Origin of the sequence: Martelella lutilitoris (assembly GCF_005924265.1) — a bacterium.
Lineage (GTDB): Bacteria > Pseudomonadota > Alphaproteobacteria > Rhizobiales > Rhizobiaceae > Martelella > Martelella lutilitoris.
Genome location: NZ_VCLB01000004.1, coordinates 266,592 through 285,436, shown reverse-complemented (window position 1 = coordinate 285,436; position 18,845 = coordinate 266,592). Strand labels below are relative to the sequence as shown.

17 protein-coding genes are annotated in these 18,845 nt (G+C 62.4%); 8 read left to right on the top strand and 9 right to left on the bottom strand.

The genetic code is table 11. The features are described from left to right. The first annotated feature begins 11 nt into the window (after nucleotides 1–11). Together FF124_RS08605 and FF124_RS08600 are read left to right on the top strand one after the other, a co-directional pair. Nucleotides 12–266 (top strand): hypothetical protein, encoded by a 255-nt coding sequence (locus tag FF124_RS08605; RefSeq protein WP_024706403.1) that lies wholly within the window; start codon nucleotides 12–14, stop codon nucleotides 264–266. A 189-nt stretch (nucleotides 267–455) separates the two neighbouring features. After that, nucleotides 456–728, top strand: a complete 273-nt coding sequence (locus FF124_RS08600) for a DUF7218 family protein (protein ID WP_138748079.1) — start codon at nucleotides 456–458, stop codon at nucleotides 726–728. A 13-nt stretch (nucleotides 729–741) separates the two neighbouring features. Here FF124_RS08600 and FF124_RS08595 read toward each other — a convergent pair whose 3' ends face one another. Further along, complete coding sequence (locus FF124_RS08595) at nucleotides 742–1,236, bottom strand: MarR family winged helix-turn-helix transcriptional regulator (protein ID WP_246072308.1); 495 nt, start codon at nucleotides 1,234–1,236, stop codon at nucleotides 742–744. Nucleotides 1,237–1,438: 202 nt separating this feature from the next. On the opposite strand from FF124_RS08595, the gene FF124_RS08590 reads away from it, so the two are divergent. From FF124_RS08590 to ureG, 6 genes are all read left to right on the top strand, one after another. Then, on the top strand, nucleotides 1,439–3,214 hold the full coding sequence (locus tag FF124_RS08590) for an N-acetylglutaminylglutamine amidotransferase (RefSeq protein ID WP_138748078.1): 1,776 nt from the start codon (nucleotides 1,439–1,441) through the stop codon (nucleotides 3,212–3,214). A gap of 10 nt (nucleotides 3,215–3,224) precedes the next feature. Beyond that, nucleotides 3,225–5,048 carry an N-acetylglutaminylglutamine synthetase gene (ngg, locus tag FF124_RS08585; protein ID WP_138748077.1) on the top strand — a complete coding sequence of 608 codons (1,824 nt, stop codon included), beginning with the start codon at nucleotides 3,225–3,227 and terminating at the stop codon, nucleotides 5,046–5,048. Between the two features lie 3 nt (nucleotides 5,049–5,051). Continuing rightward, on the top strand, nucleotides 5,052–6,245 hold the full coding sequence (locus tag FF124_RS08580; RefSeq protein ID WP_138748076.1) for an osmoprotectant NAGGN system M42 family peptidase: 1,194 nt from the start codon (nucleotides 5,052–5,054) through the stop codon (nucleotides 6,243–6,245). 95 nt (nucleotides 6,246–6,340) lie between these two features. Then, entirely contained in the window at nucleotides 6,341–6,868 is a 528-nt protein-coding gene (gene ureE, locus FF124_RS08575) for an urease accessory protein UreE (protein ID WP_138748075.1), read from the top strand. A 37-nt stretch (nucleotides 6,869–6,905) separates the two neighbouring features. Next, nucleotides 6,906–7,538, top strand: a complete 633-nt coding sequence (locus FF124_RS08570; protein ID WP_138748201.1) for an urease accessory protein UreF — start codon at nucleotides 6,906–6,908, stop codon at nucleotides 7,536–7,538. A 25-nt stretch (nucleotides 7,539–7,563) separates the two neighbouring features. Next, nucleotides 7,564–8,175 (top strand): urease accessory protein UreG, encoded by a 612-nt coding sequence (ureG, locus tag FF124_RS08565; RefSeq protein WP_138748074.1) that lies wholly within the window; start codon nucleotides 7,564–7,566, stop codon nucleotides 8,173–8,175. A gap of 356 nt (nucleotides 8,176–8,531) precedes the next feature. Here the strand turns inward: ureG and FF124_RS08560 are convergent, their stop codons facing one another. From FF124_RS08560 to FF124_RS08525, 8 genes are all read right to left on the bottom strand, one after another. Continuing rightward, nucleotides 8,532–9,218: a Crp/Fnr family transcriptional regulator gene (locus FF124_RS08560; protein ID WP_246072306.1), complete on the bottom strand. Its 687-nt coding sequence runs from the start codon at nucleotides 9,216–9,218 to the stop codon at nucleotides 8,532–8,534. 445 nt (nucleotides 9,219–9,663) lie between these two features. Then, entirely contained in the window at nucleotides 9,664–12,948 is a 3,285-nt protein-coding gene (locus FF124_RS08555) for an efflux RND transporter permease subunit (protein ID WP_138748073.1), read from the bottom strand. A gap of 11 nt (nucleotides 12,949–12,959) precedes the next feature. Beyond that, complete coding sequence (locus tag FF124_RS08550) at nucleotides 12,960–14,147, bottom strand: efflux RND transporter periplasmic adaptor subunit (protein ID WP_138748072.1); 1,188 nt, start codon at nucleotides 14,145–14,147, stop codon at nucleotides 12,960–12,962. 308 nt (nucleotides 14,148–14,455) lie between these two features. Further along, entirely contained in the window at nucleotides 14,456–15,451 is a 996-nt protein-coding gene (locus FF124_RS08545) for an ABC transporter substrate-binding protein (RefSeq protein WP_138748071.1), read from the bottom strand. 34 nt (nucleotides 15,452–15,485) lie between these two features. Continuing rightward, entirely contained in the window at nucleotides 15,486–16,355 is an 870-nt protein-coding gene (locus FF124_RS08540; protein ID WP_138748070.1) for an ABC transporter permease, read from the bottom strand. After that, nucleotides 16,352–17,221 (bottom strand): ABC transporter permease, encoded by an 870-nt coding sequence (locus tag FF124_RS08535; protein ID WP_138748069.1) that lies wholly within the window; start codon nucleotides 17,219–17,221, stop codon nucleotides 16,352–16,354. Before FF124_RS08535 ends, FF124_RS08540 begins: the two co-directional genes overlap by 4 nt. 404 nt (nucleotides 17,222–17,625) lie before the next feature. Further along, the gene (locus FF124_RS08530; protein ID WP_138748068.1) at nucleotides 17,626–18,417 is read right to left on the bottom strand and encodes an ABC transporter ATP-binding protein; all 792 of its coding nucleotides are present in this window, start codon (nucleotides 18,415–18,417) and stop codon (nucleotides 17,626–17,628) included. Continuing rightward, nucleotides 18,414–18,842: an NUDIX hydrolase gene (locus tag FF124_RS08525; protein WP_138748067.1), complete on the bottom strand. Its 429-nt coding sequence runs from the start codon at nucleotides 18,840–18,842 to the stop codon at nucleotides 18,414–18,416. The genes FF124_RS08530 and FF124_RS08525 overlap by 4 nt, the downstream gene beginning before the upstream one ends. Nucleotides 18,843–18,845 lie beyond the last annotated feature (3 nt).

Below are 18,845 nucleotides of genomic sequence, written 5' to 3'. Positions count from 1 at the left end.
GAGAGGACAACATGTCGGAAGAACGTCTTGAAAGGCTCGAAGCGCAGATTGCCGCGCATCAGGAAGTGTTGATCGCGCTCGCCGCCGCCCTTCCTGAAGGCGAGAACCGGGCGGTGTTCCGCGCCGCGCTCGATGGGCTGTTGACCGTCAAGGGGCAGGAGGAGGACCCGGGCTTTGATCCCGACAGCTCCTTTGCCTTCCAGTACCGCGTTGCCGACACCATCCGGGCCATCGTCGAGGGCGCCGAGGCGCGATCGAAGCGCTAGCGCATCGGCTCGAAAATCGGAATCGATTTTCGAAAAGAACGATGCGTAGATTCAATAAGTTAGAGCGTCCTTTGTGCGTCCGAAAGGACGCACGGCGCTCTAGGCGCGGGGGCGTCTATCCGTTGAATTCCGGGAACCTTCCGGCCGTTTGCGGCGTTTCGAAAACGGTTCGAACGGAGGATCAGGACAATGCCCAGAACGTCGCAAGACCAGCGCCCATCGATCAAGGACGAGGAAACCTATCAGGCCCTGCGCGATGACGGGGCCTCGAAGGAAAAGGCCGCGCGTATTGCCAACGCCAAGGCCAACAGCCGCATGAACCCGTCGAAAAAGGGCGGCAAGTCAGAGCCTTACGAAGAATGGACGCGCGAGGAGCTTTACGACCGCGCGCAGGAGATCGGCATCGAAGGCCGCTCGAAGATGGACAAGGGCGAGCTTATCGACGCTCTTCGAAGCCACTGAGACCGTGTTTGACTCAGGGCTCGGAGAACCCGCTCTCTGGCTTGGTCGTCTCTTCCACATCGAGAAGATCGGCCACGCGTCTGAACGAGGTGACGATGGAAAACTGCTCGTTGCGATCAAAGGCGGAAAATTCCGCGGCGAAGCCGTCGGCAAAAAGCGACGGCGTGGCCGCGAGCGTCTTCGAGCCCGCATCTGTCAGCACAGCCTGCACCTTGCGCCGGTCAGACGAAGAGCGCTTGCGCTCGATCAGCCCCTTGGCCTCCAGCTTGTCGAGAATGGTGACTGTCGTCGCCGGACTGAGGTCGGCCTGTTTCGAGATTGCCGCCGTGGTCAGCGCGCCCTGGTCGGCAACGGCCTGCAGCACGACGATCTGCGGAATGGTCAGTCCCGTCTCGCGACCGATGCGTTTCGAGCGGATGTCGATCGCATGCGCGATACGGCGGATGGCCTTCATCACGGCTTCGGCGTTTTTCGATGTCAGATCCTCGTCCTTCATGCGATCAGTCAATTACAACAGAAATCATTTGAACTCAAATGATTTCTGTTGTAATCAATTAGCAACCCAGAAATGCGGGCTCCCGCCCGTAACGCAATTTCGCCGCGCGGCCTGACCGCAGGCGGCGACGAGAAAATCGAATATGCGCCTGTTCTGTGGAGACCTCCCTTGCTTCTCAGGCCTGGCGCCAAGGACAGGAGCGATCGGCCAGAACATGTGTGGTATTGCCGGAGAAATCAGATTTGACGGAACGCTTGCGGATGCCGAGGCCGTCGCCCGCATTACAGCGGCGCTTGCCCCGCGCGGGCCGGATGGCAGCGGCATTCTCGGCCGCGGCAATTATGCCTTCGGCCATCGCCGCCTGAAGATCATCGACCTCTCCGAGAAGGCTGCCCAACCGATGACCGATCCTGAACTCGGTCTGACGATCGTGTTCAACGGCTGCATCTACAACTATCCGGAGCTGCGCAAGACGCTGGAGGAAAAGGGCTACCGTTTCTTCTCCACCGGCGACACGGAAGTCATTCTCAAGGCCTATCACGCCTGGGGCCGCGATTGCGTCAAGCATTTCCATGGCATGTTCGCCTTTGCCGTCATCGAGCGTGACAGCGGCAAGGCCATGCTCGCGCGCGACCGGTTCGGCATCAAGCCGCTCTATTACACGACAAGCGGCAAGAATATCCGCTTCGCCTCCACACTTCCCGCACTTCTGCGCGGCGGGGGCGTCGACAAGTCCGTCGATCCGGTGGCGCTGCATCATTACATGAGTTTCCACGCCGTTGTGCCGCCGCCGCACACGATCCTGAAGGGCGTGCGCAAGCTGCCGCCGGCGACGACTCGCTGCTACGAGCCGGATGGCTCCTTCGAGGACATCCGCTACTGGGCGCCGCCGCATGAACGTGATCCCGCGACCGCCGGCCTGTCGCGCGAGGAATGGCGCGACCGGGTGCTGGAGGCGCTGCGCACCGCCGTTCGTCGCCGCATGGTGGCCGACGTGCCCGTCGGCGTGCTCTTGTCCGGCGGCGTCGATTCCTCGATCATCACCGGGCTTCTGGCCGAGGAAGGCCAGAAGGACCTGATGACCTTCTCCATCGGCTTTGAGGAAGCCAATGGCGAGAAGGGCGACGAGTTCAGCTATTCCGATCTCGTCGCCGAACGCTTCGGCACGGATCACCACAAGATCTTCGTGCCCTCCTCGGAGCTGATGAGCGCGCTGCCGGACACGATCAACGCCATGTCGGAACCGATGGTCTCCTACGACAATATCGGCTTTTTCCTGCTGTCGCGCGAAGTGTCCAAGCACATCAAGGTTGTGCAGTCCGGCCAGGGCGCGGACGAGATCTTTGCCGGCTACCACTGGTATCCGCCGCTTGAAAATTCCAACGATGTCGTCGGCGATTATGCCAAGGGCTTCTTCGACCGCGATCATGCCAAGTTGTCGCGTCACCTTTCACCGGAATGGCTGGCGGAAGAAGACGTCAGCCGCGCCTTTGTCGAGAGCCACCTGATGGCGCCGGGCGCGGAAGGCCCGGTTGACCGCGCGCTTCGCCTCGACAGCCAGGTGATGCTGGTGGACGACCCGGTCAAGCGCGTCGACAACATGACCATGGCCTGGGGGCTTGAGGCGCGCGTGCCGTTCCTCGATCACGAGCTTGCCGAACTGGCGGCCACCATCCCGCCGGAATTCAAGCTCAATGACGGCGGCAAGGGCGTGCTGAAGGACGCCGCCCGTCTCGTCGTGCCGCATGAGGTGATCGACCGCAAGAAGGGCTATTTCCCGGTGCCGCAGCTCAAATACATCTCGGGCGAGTATCTCGACATGGTTCGTGATACACTGACGAGCCAGGTCTCCAGCGAGCGCGGCCTGTTCAACAAATCCTATCTCGATGACCTGTTCATCGATCCGATCGGCCACATCACGCCGCTGCGCGGTTCGGAACTGTGGCAGGTGGCGCTTCTGGAAATGTGGTTGCAGTCTCACGAGATTTGAGGAAAAGCCGATGAGCTCGGAAAAGGGTCCGAAGGATCACCCGGAGCACCGCAACCGCGATGCCTATTCCCATCGCCTGAAGAAGATGCGGACCCAGGGCATGAAGCCGCCGATCAAAAGCGGCGATGACAGCGGCGTGATGAAATCGGATGTCTCGATCGATTGCGGCTGGGGCCGGATCGTCTTCGGCCAGACCTTTTCCGACGCCAAGCTGCTGATCGAAACCTTGCGGGCCGAGGTGCCGGACCACCGCGATATCGCCATCTATGTGCGCGATCCGCATGTGGTGCTGGCCAACGCGCCGCAGGAGGTGTTCCTCGATCCCTCGCACACCTATCGGCTCGATCTTTCGACCTATCGCGCCGCGCCCTCCAAGCCGCCGCAGGGTTTCTTCATCCGCCGGCTGACATCGGAAATCGATGCCCAGGCGATCAACCGTATCTATGCCGCGCGCGGCATGGTCGTGGTGCGGCCGGACTTCTTCTGGCGTCAGCGCGATGCCCGCTCGATCGTCTATTTCGTCGCCGAGGACGAGCATACCGGCAATATCCTGGGCACCGTCACCGGCATCGACCACGGCAGAGTGTTCAACGATCCGGAAAAGGGCGCGTCGCTCTGGTGCCTGGCCAGCGATCCGCAGGCGCGCCAGCGCGGCATCGGCGAGGCGCTGGTGCGCAGGCTGGCCGAGCATTTCCTCGCGCGCGGCGCTTCCCATCTCGACCTCTCGGTGCTGCATGACAATGTGCCGGCGATAAAGCTCTACGAAAAGCTCGGCTTCAAGCGGGTGCCGTTCTTCACCGTCAAGCGCAAGAACCAGATCAACGAGAAACTGTTCACCGGACCGGAGCAGGAAGACTACGAGGCGCTGAACCCCTATGCCCGGCTGATCGTCGCCGAGGCGCGGCGGCGCGGCATTTCGGCGGAGGTGACCGACGCCAAGGGCGGCTTTTTCCGACTGTCCTACGGCGGCCGCTCGATCCACTGTCGCGAAAGCCTGACGGAACTGACGACCTCTGTCGCAATGTCGATCTGTGACGACAAGTCGGTGACCCGACGCTTCGTCGAGGAGGCGGGCGTCAAGGTGCCGCGCCAGATGACGTCCGACGCCGGCGACGAAGCCATTGCCGGCTTTCTTGAGGAGGCCGGACCGCTCGTCGTCAAACCGGCGCGCGGCGAGCAGGGCAGGGGCATTTCCGTCGGCGTCACCACGCCCGAAGAGGTGCGCGAGGCGGTCGACGCCGCCAAGGCCTATTGCGATACGGTGCTGATCGAGGAAATGGTCGAGGGCGAGGACCTTCGTCTCATCGTCATCAATTATCGCCTCGTGGCGGCCGCCGTGCGCCGTCCGGCCCATATCATCGGCGATGGGCGCTCGTCGATCGAGCAACTGATCTCGGCCCAGAGCGCGCGTCGCAGTGCCGCGACCGGCGGCGAATCCTCCATACCGCTTGATGCCGAAACCGAACGGACGGTCCGCGCCGCCGGCTACACCTTCGCCGACGTGCCGAAGGAAGGCGAGGAGATCCGGGTCCGCCGCACGGCCAATCTGCATACCGGCGGCACGATCCATGACGTGACCGATATCGTGCATCCGAAGCTTGTGGATGCCGCGATTTCCGCAGCCCGCGCGATCAATATTCCGGTCGTGGGGATTGATTTGATGATCAAGTCGCCCCAAAACCCTGATTACGCATTTATCGAGGCCAACGAGCGCCCGGGGCTTGCCAACCACGAGCCGCAGCCGACGGCCGAACGGTTTGTCGATCTGCTGTTCCCCCTGTCCATGCCGGCAGGGGCCAGGGCTTCAGCCCGCGAAGCGCAGAAAAACGAGTGAGTGATGCAAAGACTGACGATTGATTCCGAGTACCTGTCCGACATTCTGAAATCGCTGCTCGCGATCCCCTCGCCGACAGGCTACACCGATCCGATCGTCCGCTTCGTCACAGGAGAGCTTGAGAAGCTTGGCCTCTCCGTTGAATTGACCCGCAGGGGCGCCATTCGGGCCGTGCGCAGGGGCGTGGATAGCCGCGGCGCGCGCGCCGTCGTTTCCCATGTCGACACGCTTGGCGCGCAGGTGAAATTCCTGAAGGACAATGGCCGGCTCGAACTGGTGCCGATCGGTACCTGGTCGGCGCGCTTTGCCGAGGGCGCGCGGGCGACGCTTTTCACCGAAAAGGGCGCCTATCGCGGGACCATCCTGCCGCTCAAGGCCTCCGGCCACACCTATAACAACGAAATCGACGAAATGCCGGTCGGGTGGGACTATGTCGAACTGCGCGTTGATGCCCTGAGCCGCGACGAGGAGGATCTCGACAGGCTGGGCATCGAGATCGGCGACATCGTCGCCATCGATCCGCAGCCGGAATTCCTCGACAACGGCTTCATCATCTCCCGCCATCTTGACAACAAGGCCGGCGTGGCGCTGATGCTGGCCGCGCTGAAGGCGATGCAGGATGCGAATGTCGAGACGCCGGTCGCCAGCCACTGGCTGTTCACCATCGCCGAGGAGGTCGGTGTGGGGGCCTCGTCAATTGTCGCGCCGGAGGTCGCCTCGCTTGTCTCCGTCGACAACGGCACATCGGCGCCTGGACAGAACTCCTCCGAGTTCGGCGTCACCATCGCCATGGCCGACCAGACCGGACCTTTCGACTGGCACCTGACCAAGAAGCTGGTGGATGTCTGCAAGTTCAACGATATCCGCTACCAGAAGGACGTCTTCCGCTACTATCGCTCGGATTCGGCAAGTGCTGTGGAAGCAGGCGCCGATGTGCGCACCGCCCTTGTTGCCTTTGGCGTCGATGCCTCGCACGGTTACGAGCGCATCCACATGCATGCGCTGCGCTCGATCGCGGAACTGATCACCGCCTATCTGACCTCCGATGTCGAAATCAAGCGCGACTTCCAGCAGACCGGTCCGATGACCGGCTTCACCCGTCAGCCGACCGGCAGGGCGCAGCAGGAACTCTCCGCCGATGTCGAGACGGAGAAGATCGACGACCCGGAACATCCCCATCATGCCGGCCATGCCTGAGCGATTGCTGCAGTGCACGCGCTTGCCAAGCGGTGCAATCTTGCTATGAATGCTGATCACCCTGGATCGTTTCAGGCGTGGTGCAAGGGGATAGAATGCAACGTGTGACAACCTATATTCCGGCAGGCACGGCCAGCGGCCCGGCCTCGGGCCGTATCGAACTGACCCATGACGGGCGTCACCTTCGGCGCAAGGCGCTGAAGCTTGCCGATGGCGGCTCGGTGATGCTCGATCTCAAGGAAGCCGTGCTGTTTGCCAGCGGCGACCGGTTGGTGCTGGAAGACGGCTCGCTGATCGAGATCGTCGCAGCACCCGAGGAGCTTTACGAGATTCGCGCCCGCGACGGCCTCCATATCATCGAACTTGCCTGGCATCTCGGCAACCGGCATCTGCCGGCACAGATCGAAACCGATCGTATCCTGATCCTGCGCGACCATGTCATCCGGCAGATGCTCAATGGTCTTGGCGCGACGGTGAGCGAAGTCGTCGAACCGTTCCAGCCCGTGCGCGGCGCCTATCACAGCCATGGCGATCATGATCACCATCACGGCGATCACGACCACCATCACGATCATGATCACGGAGATCACGACCATCACGGCCATCACCACCACCACGATTGAGGCGGCCAACGTTTCGGGCACGTCGCTGCTCAGGCTGATGTCCTGGCTGTCGCCGGCCTTTCCGCTCGGCGGCTTTGCCTATTCCGGCGGGCTGGAACGGGCCGCTCATGACGGTCTGCTGCGGGACGCGGCGGGCCTGAAGGACTGGCTTTCCTCGGGGCTCGCGCAGGGCTTCCTCTGGAACGATGCCGTGCTTCTGTGCGAAAGCCATCGTGCGGAGGGTGACAGCGCCCGCATTGGCGAGACGGCAGCGCTTGCCGCCGCCCTTGCCGGCGCGCGCGAACGCCATGCCGAGACGCTGGCGCTCGGGTCGGCCTTCGTCACCGCCGCCGCCGCCTGGCCTGCGCCCGTGCTTGCCGAACTGCCGGACGAGATCGCGCTGCCGGTTGCCTTTGGCGCCGTCGCAGGAGCACATGGCATCGGTCTGGAAGCGGCCTGCCAGGGCTATCTTCATGCCCAGATCGCCCAGTCGATCTCCGCCGCCATCAGGCTGTCGCTCTGCGGCCAGGTCTTAGGGCTTGAAGTGCTGGCGGGGCTGGAAGAGACGATCCTCGAAACGGCGGCGCGTGCGGCCGTCTCCGGCCTTGACGATCTCGGCGGATGCACCTTCCGGGCGGATGTCTCGGCGCTGCGCCATGAAACCCAGCATTCGCGACTTTTTCGCAGCTAATTTTTTTGATTTGACGAGGTTCGACATGAAGTCTGAAAACGGTCCCCTGCGCGTTGGCATCGGCGGTCCGGTGGGCTCCGGCAAAACGGCGCTGACGGAAAAGCTCTGCAAGGCGATGGGCCGCGATTACTCCGTCGCCGTGGTGACCAATGACATCTATACGCGCGAGGACGCGGAAGCTCTGGTGCGCATGCAGGCGCTTTCGTCGGACCGCATCGTCGGCGTGGAGACCGGCGGCTGCCCGCATACGGCCATCCGCGAGGACGCGACGATCAACCTGCAGGCGATCGCTGAACTCAACAGCCGCATTCCCGATCTCGATATCATCTTCATCGAATCGGGCGGCGATAATCTGGCTGCCACCTTCTCGCCGGACCTTGCCGACATCACCATCTACGTGATTTCGGTCGCCCAAGGCGAGGAAATCCCGCGCAAGGGGGGACCGGGCATCACCCGCTCGGACCTTCTGATCATCAACAAGAAGGATCTGGCCCCTTACGTCGAGGTCAATCTCGACGTTATGGCTGCTGACGCCGAACGCATGCGCTCCGGCGCGCCGACCGTGTTTACCGACCTGAAGCGCGGCGACGGGGTGGAGGCGATTGTCGCCTTCCTCAAGGAAAATGGCGGTCTTTGAGACTGCCATTGAACGCCGATCTTGTTCGCGTGCCCAAGTCGCATGAGCCTAGATCCTCGGGTCAAGCCTGAGGATGACGCCTTCTGCAAAGCAATTGATGCGTCAGATCCGCATCCAAGGGGGCGTCAGTATTTCAAAGCCCGGTCGTCTCTCCCCCGGTCCGAAATATAGACCAAACTGTCGTCACATACTGCGTCATCCTCGGGCTTGACCCGAGGATCCATGCGACACGACGTGCGCTTGCCACGCGTTTTTTGCTCGGATTTATGCCGTCTTTGACGACAACCCGGACGAACGAAAAACCGGCGGGAATGGCCCCGCCGGTTTTCAGGTCGGCCGCATGACCGGTGCGCAGATCAGAGAGCCCGCAGCGCGTCCATATCCTCAATTTCGATGATGCGGCCGTGTACGTGGACGCCGAGACCCTTCAGCGTCGCGAAGGCGCGGGAAAGCGCTTCCGGGGCAAGCCCCAGCTTGCCGGCAAGAAGGCTCTTCTGGAAGGAGAGGCGGAAGGAGGCAGGGGATTCCTGGCCCTCGGCCTGTTCCAGAAGGTAAAGGGCAACGCGCTGAACGGCGGTGTTGAGCCGGTCATTGGCGATGCAGTCCATGGTTTCCTGAAGCTGGCCGGCAAGCGAGCCGGCAATGGCGCGCGCCAGCATGCCGTCATCGGCAAGGCTCGCATTGCGCACGCGGTTGATGTCGTAGCGCGCCAGCATCGCCTTGTCGGCGGCCTGGGCGTGGTATTCATAGGTGTCGCCGCCGAAGATCAGGTCGTCGGCAAAGCTGTCGCCCGGTCCGCAGACGCGGATATCGGCTTCGCGGCCTTCGCTGTTCTGCCGGTAAAGGCGCACATAGCCGGAAAGCACGCTGTAGAAATGGGTCGCCGGATCGCCCTGGCGAAAGACCACGTCACGGGGATAGCAATTGGCGAAGGTCGCGCATTCCATCAGCTTGTTCATGGTCGCCATATCCATGTTGGCCGTCAGCTTGGTTTCGACAAAAAGCGTTTTCTTTCGCTCGTTCAGCAAGAGGGTCCTGTTCACTGTCCGTCTCCTGTCCCGGCCCCGCGGCGACCGGGCTTTTTGCCTGTCCAGATCTGCAACACGACCGGTGCACGCCGCAATGTCGCCGGTTGCTGCGCCGGAACCCGTTTCCTTGTCAGAGGGAAACCCGGTTCCTCGCGCATAATGTCTGACTATCGCAGGCAATGCGGACCATCCGCACAGCCTGTCCTGCGGCCAGGGCCGTCTCATCGGTTGGGAGGGAGGAGACCGGCCTTCTGACTGGATGAAACCTAGAAGCAGACGCGGCGCGGGGTATTGATTTCAATCAACTGAGGGCCGGAAATTTTGACGTTTGCGGCGCGCGCGGATGCCGCACGTGGCAAAAAGCAAAAGGGCCGGTTTCAGGCCGGCCCTTGAACGAAACGATTTAAAGAAATTCGCGTTTTCCGCTAGCGGAATGTTTCCGTTCGCCAATCCGCAACGCTCACGCCATGCCGTGCCTGCCATAGCCTTCGCGGTTGTTCTCGATCTCGTTGATCCGCTCTTCGAGTTTGGCAATTTTGGCGCGGTTGGCCTCGCTCAACCGGCCCGCTTCCTCGGTGGTATAGACATGATCGTCCGGATCGCGCTGGCCGATGAAGCGGCTGAACGCCCACCTCAAAAGCCTGGCGATGTCATCCATGATCATGAAGAAGGCCGGGACGACCAGGAGGCTCAGCACGGTGGAGACGATGATGCCGCCGATCACCGCCGTTGCCATGGGTGCGCGGAAGGCGGAGCCTTCGCCGACGCCAAGGGCTGCCGGCAGCATGCCGGCCGACATGGCGATCGAGGTCATGATGATCGGGCGGGCACGCTTGCGGCCGGCCTCGACAAGAGCGGCGCGCCGTTCCATGCCGTGCCAGATCGCCTCCTTGGCGAAGTCGACGAGCAGGATGGCGTTCTTGGTGACGATGCCCATCAGCATCAGCAGGCCGATCATCACCGGCATCGATACCGGCTCGTCGGTCAGGATCAGCGCGATTGCCACCCCGCCAAGCGCCAGCGGCAGAGAGAACAGGATGGTAAAGGGTTGGATCACGTCCTTGAACAACAGGATCAGCACCGCCAGCACCAGGAACAGGCCGAGCAGCATGGCGTTGATGAAGCTTTGCTGCATTTCGGCGAGGATCTTGGCATCGCCGCTCTCGGCCAGCGTCACCGTGGACGGGATCTCGGTATTCTCGACGATCTCGCGGAAGCGCGCGGTCGCGGGATCGAGCGCCACGCCCGGCGGCAGGTTGGCGCCGATGGTAACCACGCGGTGGCGGTCGTAGCGGTCAACGGTTGCGACCCCTTCCGTGTAGTTGACGTCGGCGACCACCGAAAGCGGCACCATTTCGCCGCTCGCGGTCTGGATCTTCAGGTTGCGGATTGCCGAGAGGTCACGGCGCAGCTCCAGATCGGTGCGAACGCGGATCGGGATCAGCCGGTTGTCGAGCGAGATCTTCGGCAGGTTGGCGTCGATATCGCCGACGGTCGAGACGCGAACCGTATTGGCGATCTGGGCCGGCGTCACGCCAAGCCGGGCCGCGATTTCCTTCTTCGGATGGATCTGCAGTTCCGGCCGGGGGAGGGCGCCTTCGGACGAGACCTTGTCCAGCATCGGATCGGCGCGCAGCTTGGATTCCAGAATGGCAACCGCCTGCTGCAGGTCTTCCTCATTGTCGGAGAGGAAGTTGAACTGGATGTCGCGCTGGCCCCGGTCGTTCAGCTTGGTGATGCGAAGGTCGGGAATGTCCGAAAGCGCCGCCAGAACCTCCTGCTCGATCTGCCATTGCGGGATGGTGCGGCCCTGCGGCTCAAGCTTCGGCAGGTACTGGCCGATCAGCGGAATGCCGCCGATCAGATCGTTGACGATCGCCTCGGGCAGCGAGTGCGCAAGGTTTTCGAGCGTCACCGTCACGGTCGCGCGGCGATATTCGAGGTCGCCCAGCGGCGACGAACCGCCGAGCACGGTGACGCTCTCCACGCCCTCGAAACCCTCGATCCGGTTCGCGACCAGCCGGGTCATCTCCTCGGTGTCGGAAAGCTGCGCGTTGGGCGGCAGTTCGACGGAGAGCACGATGCGCGAGGCATCTTCCGGCGGCATGAAACTGCCGGGGATCTTTGCCATAAAGAATAGCGACACGGCCAGGACGCCGAGCGCGGCGACCAGTGTCACATAGCGGAACCGTGTGGTCCAGCGTACGGCGGCCGTATAGCCGCGCATCGCGCGGCCGTCATTGCTCTCTTTGTCTTCCTTCGCCTTGTGCTTTGCGGGTTTGAGCATATAGGCGGCCATCACGGGGGTAATCAGGCGGGCAACCACGAGCGAGAAGAACACGGCAAAGGCCACTGTCAGTCCGAACTGGATGAAGTATTGGCCCGGAATGCCCGGCATGAAGGAGACCGGCGCGAAGACGGCAATGATGGTGAAGGACGTGGCGATCACCGCAAGGCCGATCTCGTCGGCGGCATCGAGCGCTGCGCGGTAGGGCGTCTTGCCCATGCCGATATGCCGCTCGATATTCTCCACCTCCACGATCGCGTCATCGACCAGAATACCGGTCGCCAGCGTCAGCGAGATCAGGCTGACGAGGTTGAGCGAGAAGCCAAGCATATCCATGATCCAGAAGGTCGGGACCACCGAGAAGGGAAGCGCCACGGCGGCAATCAGCGTCGCCCGCCAATTGTGCAGGAACAGGAAGACGACGATGATGGCGAGGATCGCGCCCTCGTAAAGCGTGTCGAGGGCTGCGGTGTAATTGCCCTTGGTGAAGTAGACGGCGTCGTCGATCAGGTCGATGGAGACATCCGGGTGTTCGGCGCGGACCTCGTCCAGCGCCTCGGCCACCGCATCGGCGACCGTCACTTCGCTGGCGCCCTTGGAGCGGAACACGCCGAAGGAGACCACCGGATTGCCTTCGTGGCGGGCGAAGGTGCGCGGCTCCTCATAGGTGTCCGTCACCGTGCCGAGGTCGGAAAGCCGCGCGAACCGGCCATTGCCCAGCGCGATCATGGTGTTGGCGAGATCGGAAACGCTGCGGGCGTCGCCCAGCGTGCGGATCGCCTGTTCGGCGCCGGCCACCTGACCGCGGCCGGAGCCGGTATCGGCGTTGGTCTGACGTAGCTGCGCGTTCACATCGGATGCGGTGATGCCATAGCTCGCCAGCTTGTTTTCATCGAGCGAGACCTGGATCTCCCGATCCGCGCCGCCGTAGCGATCAACCCGGCCGACGCCGCGTATGCCCTGCAACGCTCGCTCGATCGTGTCATCGACAAACCAGGAGAGTTCCTCCAGCGACATGTTGGGCGAGGAGACGGCAAAGGTCTGGATCGCCTGGCCTTCGACGTCGATCTTGCGCACGACCGGCTCGTCGGCATTGGCCGGCAGGTCGGAGCGGATATTGTCGATCGCGTCCTTGACGTCGCGCAACGCCTCGTCGGGCTTCACTTCCATGCGGAACAGCACCGAGGTGGTGGAAACGCCGTCGGTCACCGTCGAGTTCAACTCATCGACGCCGGAGACGCTGGCGATCGCATCCTCGATCTTCTTCGTCACCTGCATTTCCAGTTCCGCAGGCGCCGCGCCGCTCTGGGTGACGGTGACGGCGACGACGGGGACGTCGATATTCGGGAAACGGGTGATCGGCATGTCGCGGAACGACTGCAGGCCCATGAACAGGAGCAGGCCCAGAAGCAGAAGGGGCGCGACCGGATTTCGAATGGCCCAGGCTGAAAAGTTCATGTGTCCTGACCTCAGTTGAGCGGCGCTTCGGCGGCCGGCACGGGGTTGATCCGGTCACCGGCGCGCACATAGGCGCCGGCCTTGGCCACCACCTGGTCGCCCGCGGCAAGGCCATCAACGATCTCGATCGTTTCGCCGTCCTGGATGCCGGTCCTGACCGTCACGATCTCGACCGTGCCGTCCTTCACCCGGCGCACGGTGGAACCCTGACGGTCGATATTGACGGCGGTCATCGGCAGGGCCAGGTTTTCGGCTTCCTCGACAATGATCTCGGCGCTGGCATACATGCCGGGACGCGCGCGACCGGGCTCATCAATGGAGATGAACACATCGCCAAGACGGGTGATGTTGTCGACAACGGGCGAAACCAGCCGGACGGTGCCGCTGAGAGCGGGCGCATCGCCGACCAGCGAGATCTTCGCCGGTTGGCCCTCGGATACCTTCATCATGTTTTCCTCGGGGACCTCGGCAACCAGTTCGATCGCGCCGTCGCGGATCATGGTGAACATCGGCGTCGAGGCGCCGGTGGCAATCGCGCCGATGCGGGCATTCTTGCCGGAGATGACGCCGGAGACCGGCGCCTTGATGTTGGTGCGCTCCAACCGAAGGTCGATATCGTCGATCTGCGCCTGCTGGACGTTGATATCGGCTTCCGCCACGCTGACGGCCTCGCGCGCGGCGGCCGTCGAGGCATCGGCCCTCAGTGCCGCCGTTTCCGCCTGTTCCAGCGCCGAGGTGGAGACCGAGCCATTGTCGGCAAGGCGCTTGGTGCGCTCGAACTGACGGCGGGCATCCGTCTGGGCGGCCTCGCTTGCCGTCAACTGGGCGTTGAGCTGGGCCAGACTTGCCTCGGCCTTGGCCTTGCTTGCCTGAAGGCTGCTTTTCTGCAGGAGCAGCGCGTCGGTTCTAAGCGTTGCCAGAACCTCGCCTTCTTCAACCCTGTCGCCGATTTCAGCATTGATCGTCTCGATCGAGAGGCCTTCGACCAGCGGCTGGACATAGACTTCCTCGACCGGTTCAATCGTGCCGGTCGCCCGGACGATTGCGGTCAGCGGCATCACTTTCACATCGGTGACGATGATGGAGGGCAGGCTCGTTCCTGTCTCGGCGGGCGCACTCGCTTCAGCGCCGAGTGCCGGCGAAAAGGCCATCGCGAGAAGCATCGGAGACAATACGGCGAGACGGACATGTTTCTGCATGACGGTTTTCCTCTATCGGCCGGGAGGAGGCCACAACTTTATTGCGGATCGTCTTGCGCAAACTGAGCGCGCGGTGATCGACCGGTCTTGCACCGGGCACCTGCTGCCTGTTCTACGCGAACGGGCGAATGCCGGATGATGTCGCTGGGCAGTTCGTCACAACCGGCCCCAATTTCAAGTCGGTCTAATGCAAAAACTTGCAAAATTGAACCAGGTGGTTCGATTAATATCGAAACTGGTGCAAAAATGCAATACGCGCGGTCCCGAACAGAACCGCGCGCATCAGTATTTAATCAAGTGTTTGAAATTTAGTTGGAAAGCGCCGCGTCGGTGATTTCCAGCGTATAGGCGCCTTCCGGCTTCTTGGTGATGACCGGGTCGGAGCCGCCGCCGAGAAGAACCTCGACGGTGCGCTCGTAGTCGGCCGGGTCAAGCGCGCCATTGGAGCCGGCCGTCAGCTTGGCCACTTCGCCCATCATCCGCTTCTGGTGCTTTTCGGTCTGGGCGCCGGTGTCGTCATATTCGAGCACGATCTCGGCGGCTTCGTCCGGGTTTTCCTCGGCCCATTTCCAGCCCTTCATCGAGGCGCGAACGAACTTCACCATGTCTTCCTTGAATTTCGGATCGGCGAGATCGTCTTCCAGCACGTAGAGGCCGTCCTCCAGCGTCGCCACGCCCTCATCCTCATATTTGAAGGTGTTGAGCTGGTCCTCGGAAATGCCGGCGTCGATCACCTGCCAGTATTCGTTATAGGTCATGGTGGAGATGCAGGCCGCCTGCTTCTGCAAGAGCGGGTCAACGTTGAAGCCCTGTTTCAGCACGGTCACGCCGTCCTCGCCGCCATCGGTCGGGATGCCGAGATGGGCCATCCACGACAGGAACGGATATTCATTGCCGTAGAACCAGACGCCCAGCGTCTTGCCGGGGAAATCTTCCGGGCTCATCACGTTGTTTTCCTTGAGACACGTCAGCATCATGCCGGAAGACTTGAACGGCTGGGCGATGTTGACGAGCGGCACGCCCTTTTCGCGCGTTGCGAGCGCCGACGGCATCCAGTCGACGATGACGTCTGCGCCGCCGCCGGCCAGAACCTGAGCGGGCGCGATATCCGGGCCGCCGGGCTTGATGGTGACGTCGAGGCCTTCTTCTTCGTAGAAGCCTTTTTCGAGGGCCACGTAATAGCCGGCGAACTGGGCCTGGGTCACCCACTTGAGCTGCAGCGTGATTTCATCTGCGGAAAAGGCCTGACCTGCGCCGAGCGCCAGACCACCGGCGGTCAATGCCGCGAGAAGTGTCGATTTCATGTTGTCGTTCCCCTTGGTTTCGATATTTGATTCATCACGACCGCCCGGACCGGACGGAGGGATGCCAGAACGTGACGACGCGCTGAATGAGCGCCACCACGCCATAAAAGGCGGAGCCGGCAAGCGCCGCCACCGCAATTTCGGCCCAGACCATGTCGATATTGGCCCGGCCCACTTCCGTGGAAATCCGGAACCCCATGCCGACCGTGGGTGTGCCGAAAAATTCTGCCACAATGGCGCCGATCAGCGCCAGCGTGGAATTGATCTTCAACGCATTGAAAATGAACGGCCATGCCGCCGGGAGCCGGAGCTTGATCAGCGTCTGTGACCAGGAGGCGGCATAGGTGCGCATCAGGTCACGCTCCATGCTGGATGAGGCGGACAGGCCCTGGATGGTGTTGACCAGCATCGGGAAAAAGGTCGCGACCACGACAACGGCGGCCTTTGATGGCCAGTCGAAGCCGAACCACATCACCATGATCGGTGCGATGCCGACGATCGGCAGCGCCGAAACGAAATTGCCGAACGGCAGCAGCCCGTTCTTGAGGAATGGCGAACGGTCGATGAGGATGGCGACGATGAAACCAGAGCCGCAGCCGATTGCATAACCGATCAGCACCGCCTTCAGGAAGGTTTGCTGGAAATCGGCCCAGAGGATCGGCAGCGAATTGATCAGACGCACCCAGACATCGCTTGGGGCAGGCAGCAGGATCGGCGGAATGTCGAAGGCGATGACGACGCCTTCCCAGATGATGATGATCGCGGCGCCGAAAATGACGGGCACGGCAAACCAGGCAAGGCGATTGAGCACGGGGTTGGAGAATTTCTGCCGCACCAGCCACTCGTTGAAGGCCCAGCCGCCGAGCCAGAAGGCGATCGCGAACAAGACGAAACCGTCATTCATGGCTTGACCCCCATGCGTTTGAGGACCGCGGTTTGCGCAAGCCCGACAATGGCGACCAGAATGGAGGCGAGGATCGCGGCCATGAACAGCGCCGACCAGATCTGCACCGTCTGCCCGTAATAGGAGCCTGACAGGAGCCGCGCGCCAAGACCGGCCACCGCGCCCGTCGGCAGTTCGGCGATGATCGCGCCAACCAGCGAAATCGCGATCGCGATTTTCAGCGACGTGAAAAGATAGGGCATGGCCGACGGCAGTCTGAGCTTCCACAGGATCTGCCGGTCATTGGCATTATAGGTGCGCATCAGGTCGAGTTGCAGCGCGTCGGGCGAACGCAGCCCCGAGACCATGCCGACGGCGACGGGGAAGAAAGACAGATAGGTCGAGATCAGCGCCTTGGGCAAAAGCCCGGTAATGCCGATCGCGTTCAGGACGACGATCAGCATCGGCGCGATGGCGATGATCGGAATCGTCTGGCTGGCGATGATCCACGGCATCATCGAGCGTTCCATCGTGCGGTTGTGGACGATGGCGATGGCGAGAATGATGCCGAAACCGGAGCCGATGGCAAAGCCGAGCAGGGTGGAGGACAGCGTGATCCAGGCGTGATAGACGAGGCTGCGCTTGGAGGTGATCTTCTTTTCGACCGTGGTGTTCCAGAGTTCCGCCGCGACCTGGTGCGGGGAGGGCAGCACCGGCCGCTCCAGCGTGTAGGATTGCGAGACGATTTCGCCGAAGGTGATCTCCTGTCCGGCGCGGCGCGCCTGATCCTCGACAAACTGCCGGTTCATCACCACGACGAAGACGCACCAGATGGCCAGGATGGCAAAGACGACGGTGGCAACCGGAAGGACGCGTTCACGCAGCATGGCGGTGTCCTTTCTCGCTTTCGTCTTTCAAATGCGGCCTGCTATTGTCTGCAGAAACAGCCAAGCCCACCCACCAAGCTCCCCCCTTGAGGGGGAGATGTCGCGAAAGCGACAGAGAGGGGTAACCCCTCCCCAATCGGCGCGGTGTTTCGGGCTTGCGGTTCACTCCCCTCTGCCCCTGTCGGGGCATCTCCCCCTCAAGGGGGGAGATCGAAGAGAGGCCGCCGGTTCCTTTAGCCACTCCCCAACCTCTTCCGTCATCCCGGCCTTGAGCCGGGATCCAGGCCCAAACAACGGGAGGCAGCGTTTGATGTCCGGCAGCAGAACCGGTTCGCGCGTTCAGGCCGTGCCGCCCTGGACCCCGGCTCAAGGCCGGGGTGACGGCGTGAGGGTGCGGCAGGCGCTCACTCATAACTATGCCCCGCTCTCAGTCCCTCGCGCACGCGATGGGCGATCTTCAGGAATTCCGGGCTTTCGCGAATGTCGAGCGGGCGTTCCTTCGGCAGCGTCGAATCAATCACATCGGTCACCCGGCCGGGGCGCGGGCTCATCACCACGATCTTGGTCGATAGATAGACGGCCTCGGGGATCGAGTGCGTGACGAAGCAGATGGTCTTGTTGGTCGCGGCCCAGAGCTTCAGCAATTGCTCGTTCAGATGGTCGCGGACGATCTCGTCGAGCGCGCCAAAGGGCTCGTCCATCAGCAGAAGATCGGCATCGAAGGCGAGCGCGCGGGCAATCGAGGCGCGCTGCTGCATGCCGCCCGATAGCTGCCATGGGAATTTCTTCCCGAAGCCTGCAAGGTCCACCAGCTCCAGCACCCGTTCGATGCGGCGGGTCTGGTCGGCCTTGGTATAGCCCATGATTTCGAGCGGCAGGGCGACATTCTTCTCGATCGTGCGCCAGGGATAAAGGGCGGCGGCCTGAAACACATAGCCATAGGCGCGGTCAAGCCGGGCGTTTTCCGGCGTGGTGCCGTTGACGGTGATCTCGCCGGCGGTTTTTTTCTCAAGGTCGGCGATCACCCGCAGAAAGGTGGTCTTGCCGCAGCCGGACGGACCGATGAAGGAGACGAAATCGCCCTTCTTGACCTCCAGATTGACATCCTTCAGGGCGTGGACCGGACCGTCATTGGTCGTAAAGGTGAGACAGAGATCCTTCGCCGAGACGACGGAAAGGGGCGCCTTGTCATTCATTCTGCGCTCTCCAGTTCTGAAAATCGTTTTCGCGCGATGGGAAACAGGTGGCGTTCGCTCAAGGCGGCGCGTTTCACGCCGACCGGCCCGAAAAGCGGCAGCCACCGACATTCTGCGATTTCCGCCTGCGGCGCGACCTCCGGCGCGGCGAAGGTCGAAAAGGCTTCCGCCTCGACGATCATTCCGGGTTCGTTCGCCGCTCTTTCGCGGTGGTGCCCTTCCGGCCGGAAGACTTCGGGCGCTAGCTTCAGCGCCAGTTCCTCGTCCAGTTCACGAATGAGGGCCGCGATCGGGGTCTCGCCTTCGTCAATCTTGCCGCCGGGCTGCATGAAGGCCGCCGTGCCGCGCTTGCGCACGGTCAGCATCTCGCCCTTGTCGTTGATGATCAGCGCGACGGCGATGCGGATGGTGTTGTCGTCGCTCATCCG

Bases quoted from the DNA above. Each gene is read 5' to 3' on its own strand.
- FF124_RS08545 (WP_138748071.1), bottom strand. From the start codon at position 15,451: ATGAAATCGACACTTCTCGCGGCATTGACCGCCGGTGGTCTGGCGCTC.
- FF124_RS08570 (WP_138748201.1), top strand. From the start codon at position 6,906: ATGTCCTGGCTGTCGCCGGCCTTTCCGCTCGGCGGCTTTGCCTATTCC.
- FF124_RS08555 (WP_138748073.1), bottom strand. From the start codon at position 12,948: ATGAACTTTTCAGCCTGGGCCATTCGAAATCCGGTCGCGCCCCTTCTG.
- FF124_RS08580 (WP_138748076.1), top strand. From the start codon at position 5,052: ATGCAAAGACTGACGATTGATTCCGAGTACCTGTCCGACATTCTGAAA.
- FF124_RS08530 (WP_138748068.1), bottom strand. From the start codon at position 18,417: ATGAATGACAAGGCGCCCCTTTCCGTCGTCTCGGCGAAGGATCTCTGT.
- FF124_RS08550 (WP_138748072.1), bottom strand. From the start codon at position 14,147: ATGCAGAAACATGTCCGTCTCGCCGTATTGTCTCCGATGCTTCTCGCG.
- FF124_RS08590 (WP_138748078.1), top strand. From the start codon at position 1,439: ATGTGTGGTATTGCCGGAGAAATCAGATTTGACGGAACGCTTGCGGAT.
- FF124_RS08535 (WP_138748069.1), bottom strand. From the start codon at position 17,221: ATGCTGCGTGAACGCGTCCTTCCGGTTGCCACCGTCGTCTTTGCCATC.
- FF124_RS08525 (WP_138748067.1), bottom strand. From the start codon at position 18,842: ATGAGCGACGACAACACCATCCGCATCGCCGTCGCGCTGATCATCAAC.
- ureG (WP_138748074.1), top strand. From the start codon at position 7,564: ATGAAGTCTGAAAACGGTCCCCTGCGCGTTGGCATCGGCGGTCCGGTG.
- FF124_RS08540 (WP_138748070.1), bottom strand. From the start codon at position 16,355: ATGAATGACGGTTTCGTCTTGTTCGCGATCGCCTTCTGGCTCGGCGGC.
- ngg (WP_138748077.1), top strand. From the start codon at position 3,225: ATGAGCTCGGAAAAGGGTCCGAAGGATCACCCGGAGCACCGCAACCGC.
- FF124_RS08605 (WP_024706403.1), top strand. From the start codon at position 12: ATGTCGGAAGAACGTCTTGAAAGGCTCGAAGCGCAGATTGCCGCGCAT.
- FF124_RS08600 (WP_138748079.1), top strand. From the start codon at position 456: ATGCCCAGAACGTCGCAAGACCAGCGCCCATCGATCAAGGACGAGGAA.
- ureE (WP_138748075.1), top strand. From the start codon at position 6,341: ATGCAACGTGTGACAACCTATATTCCGGCAGGCACGGCCAGCGGCCCG.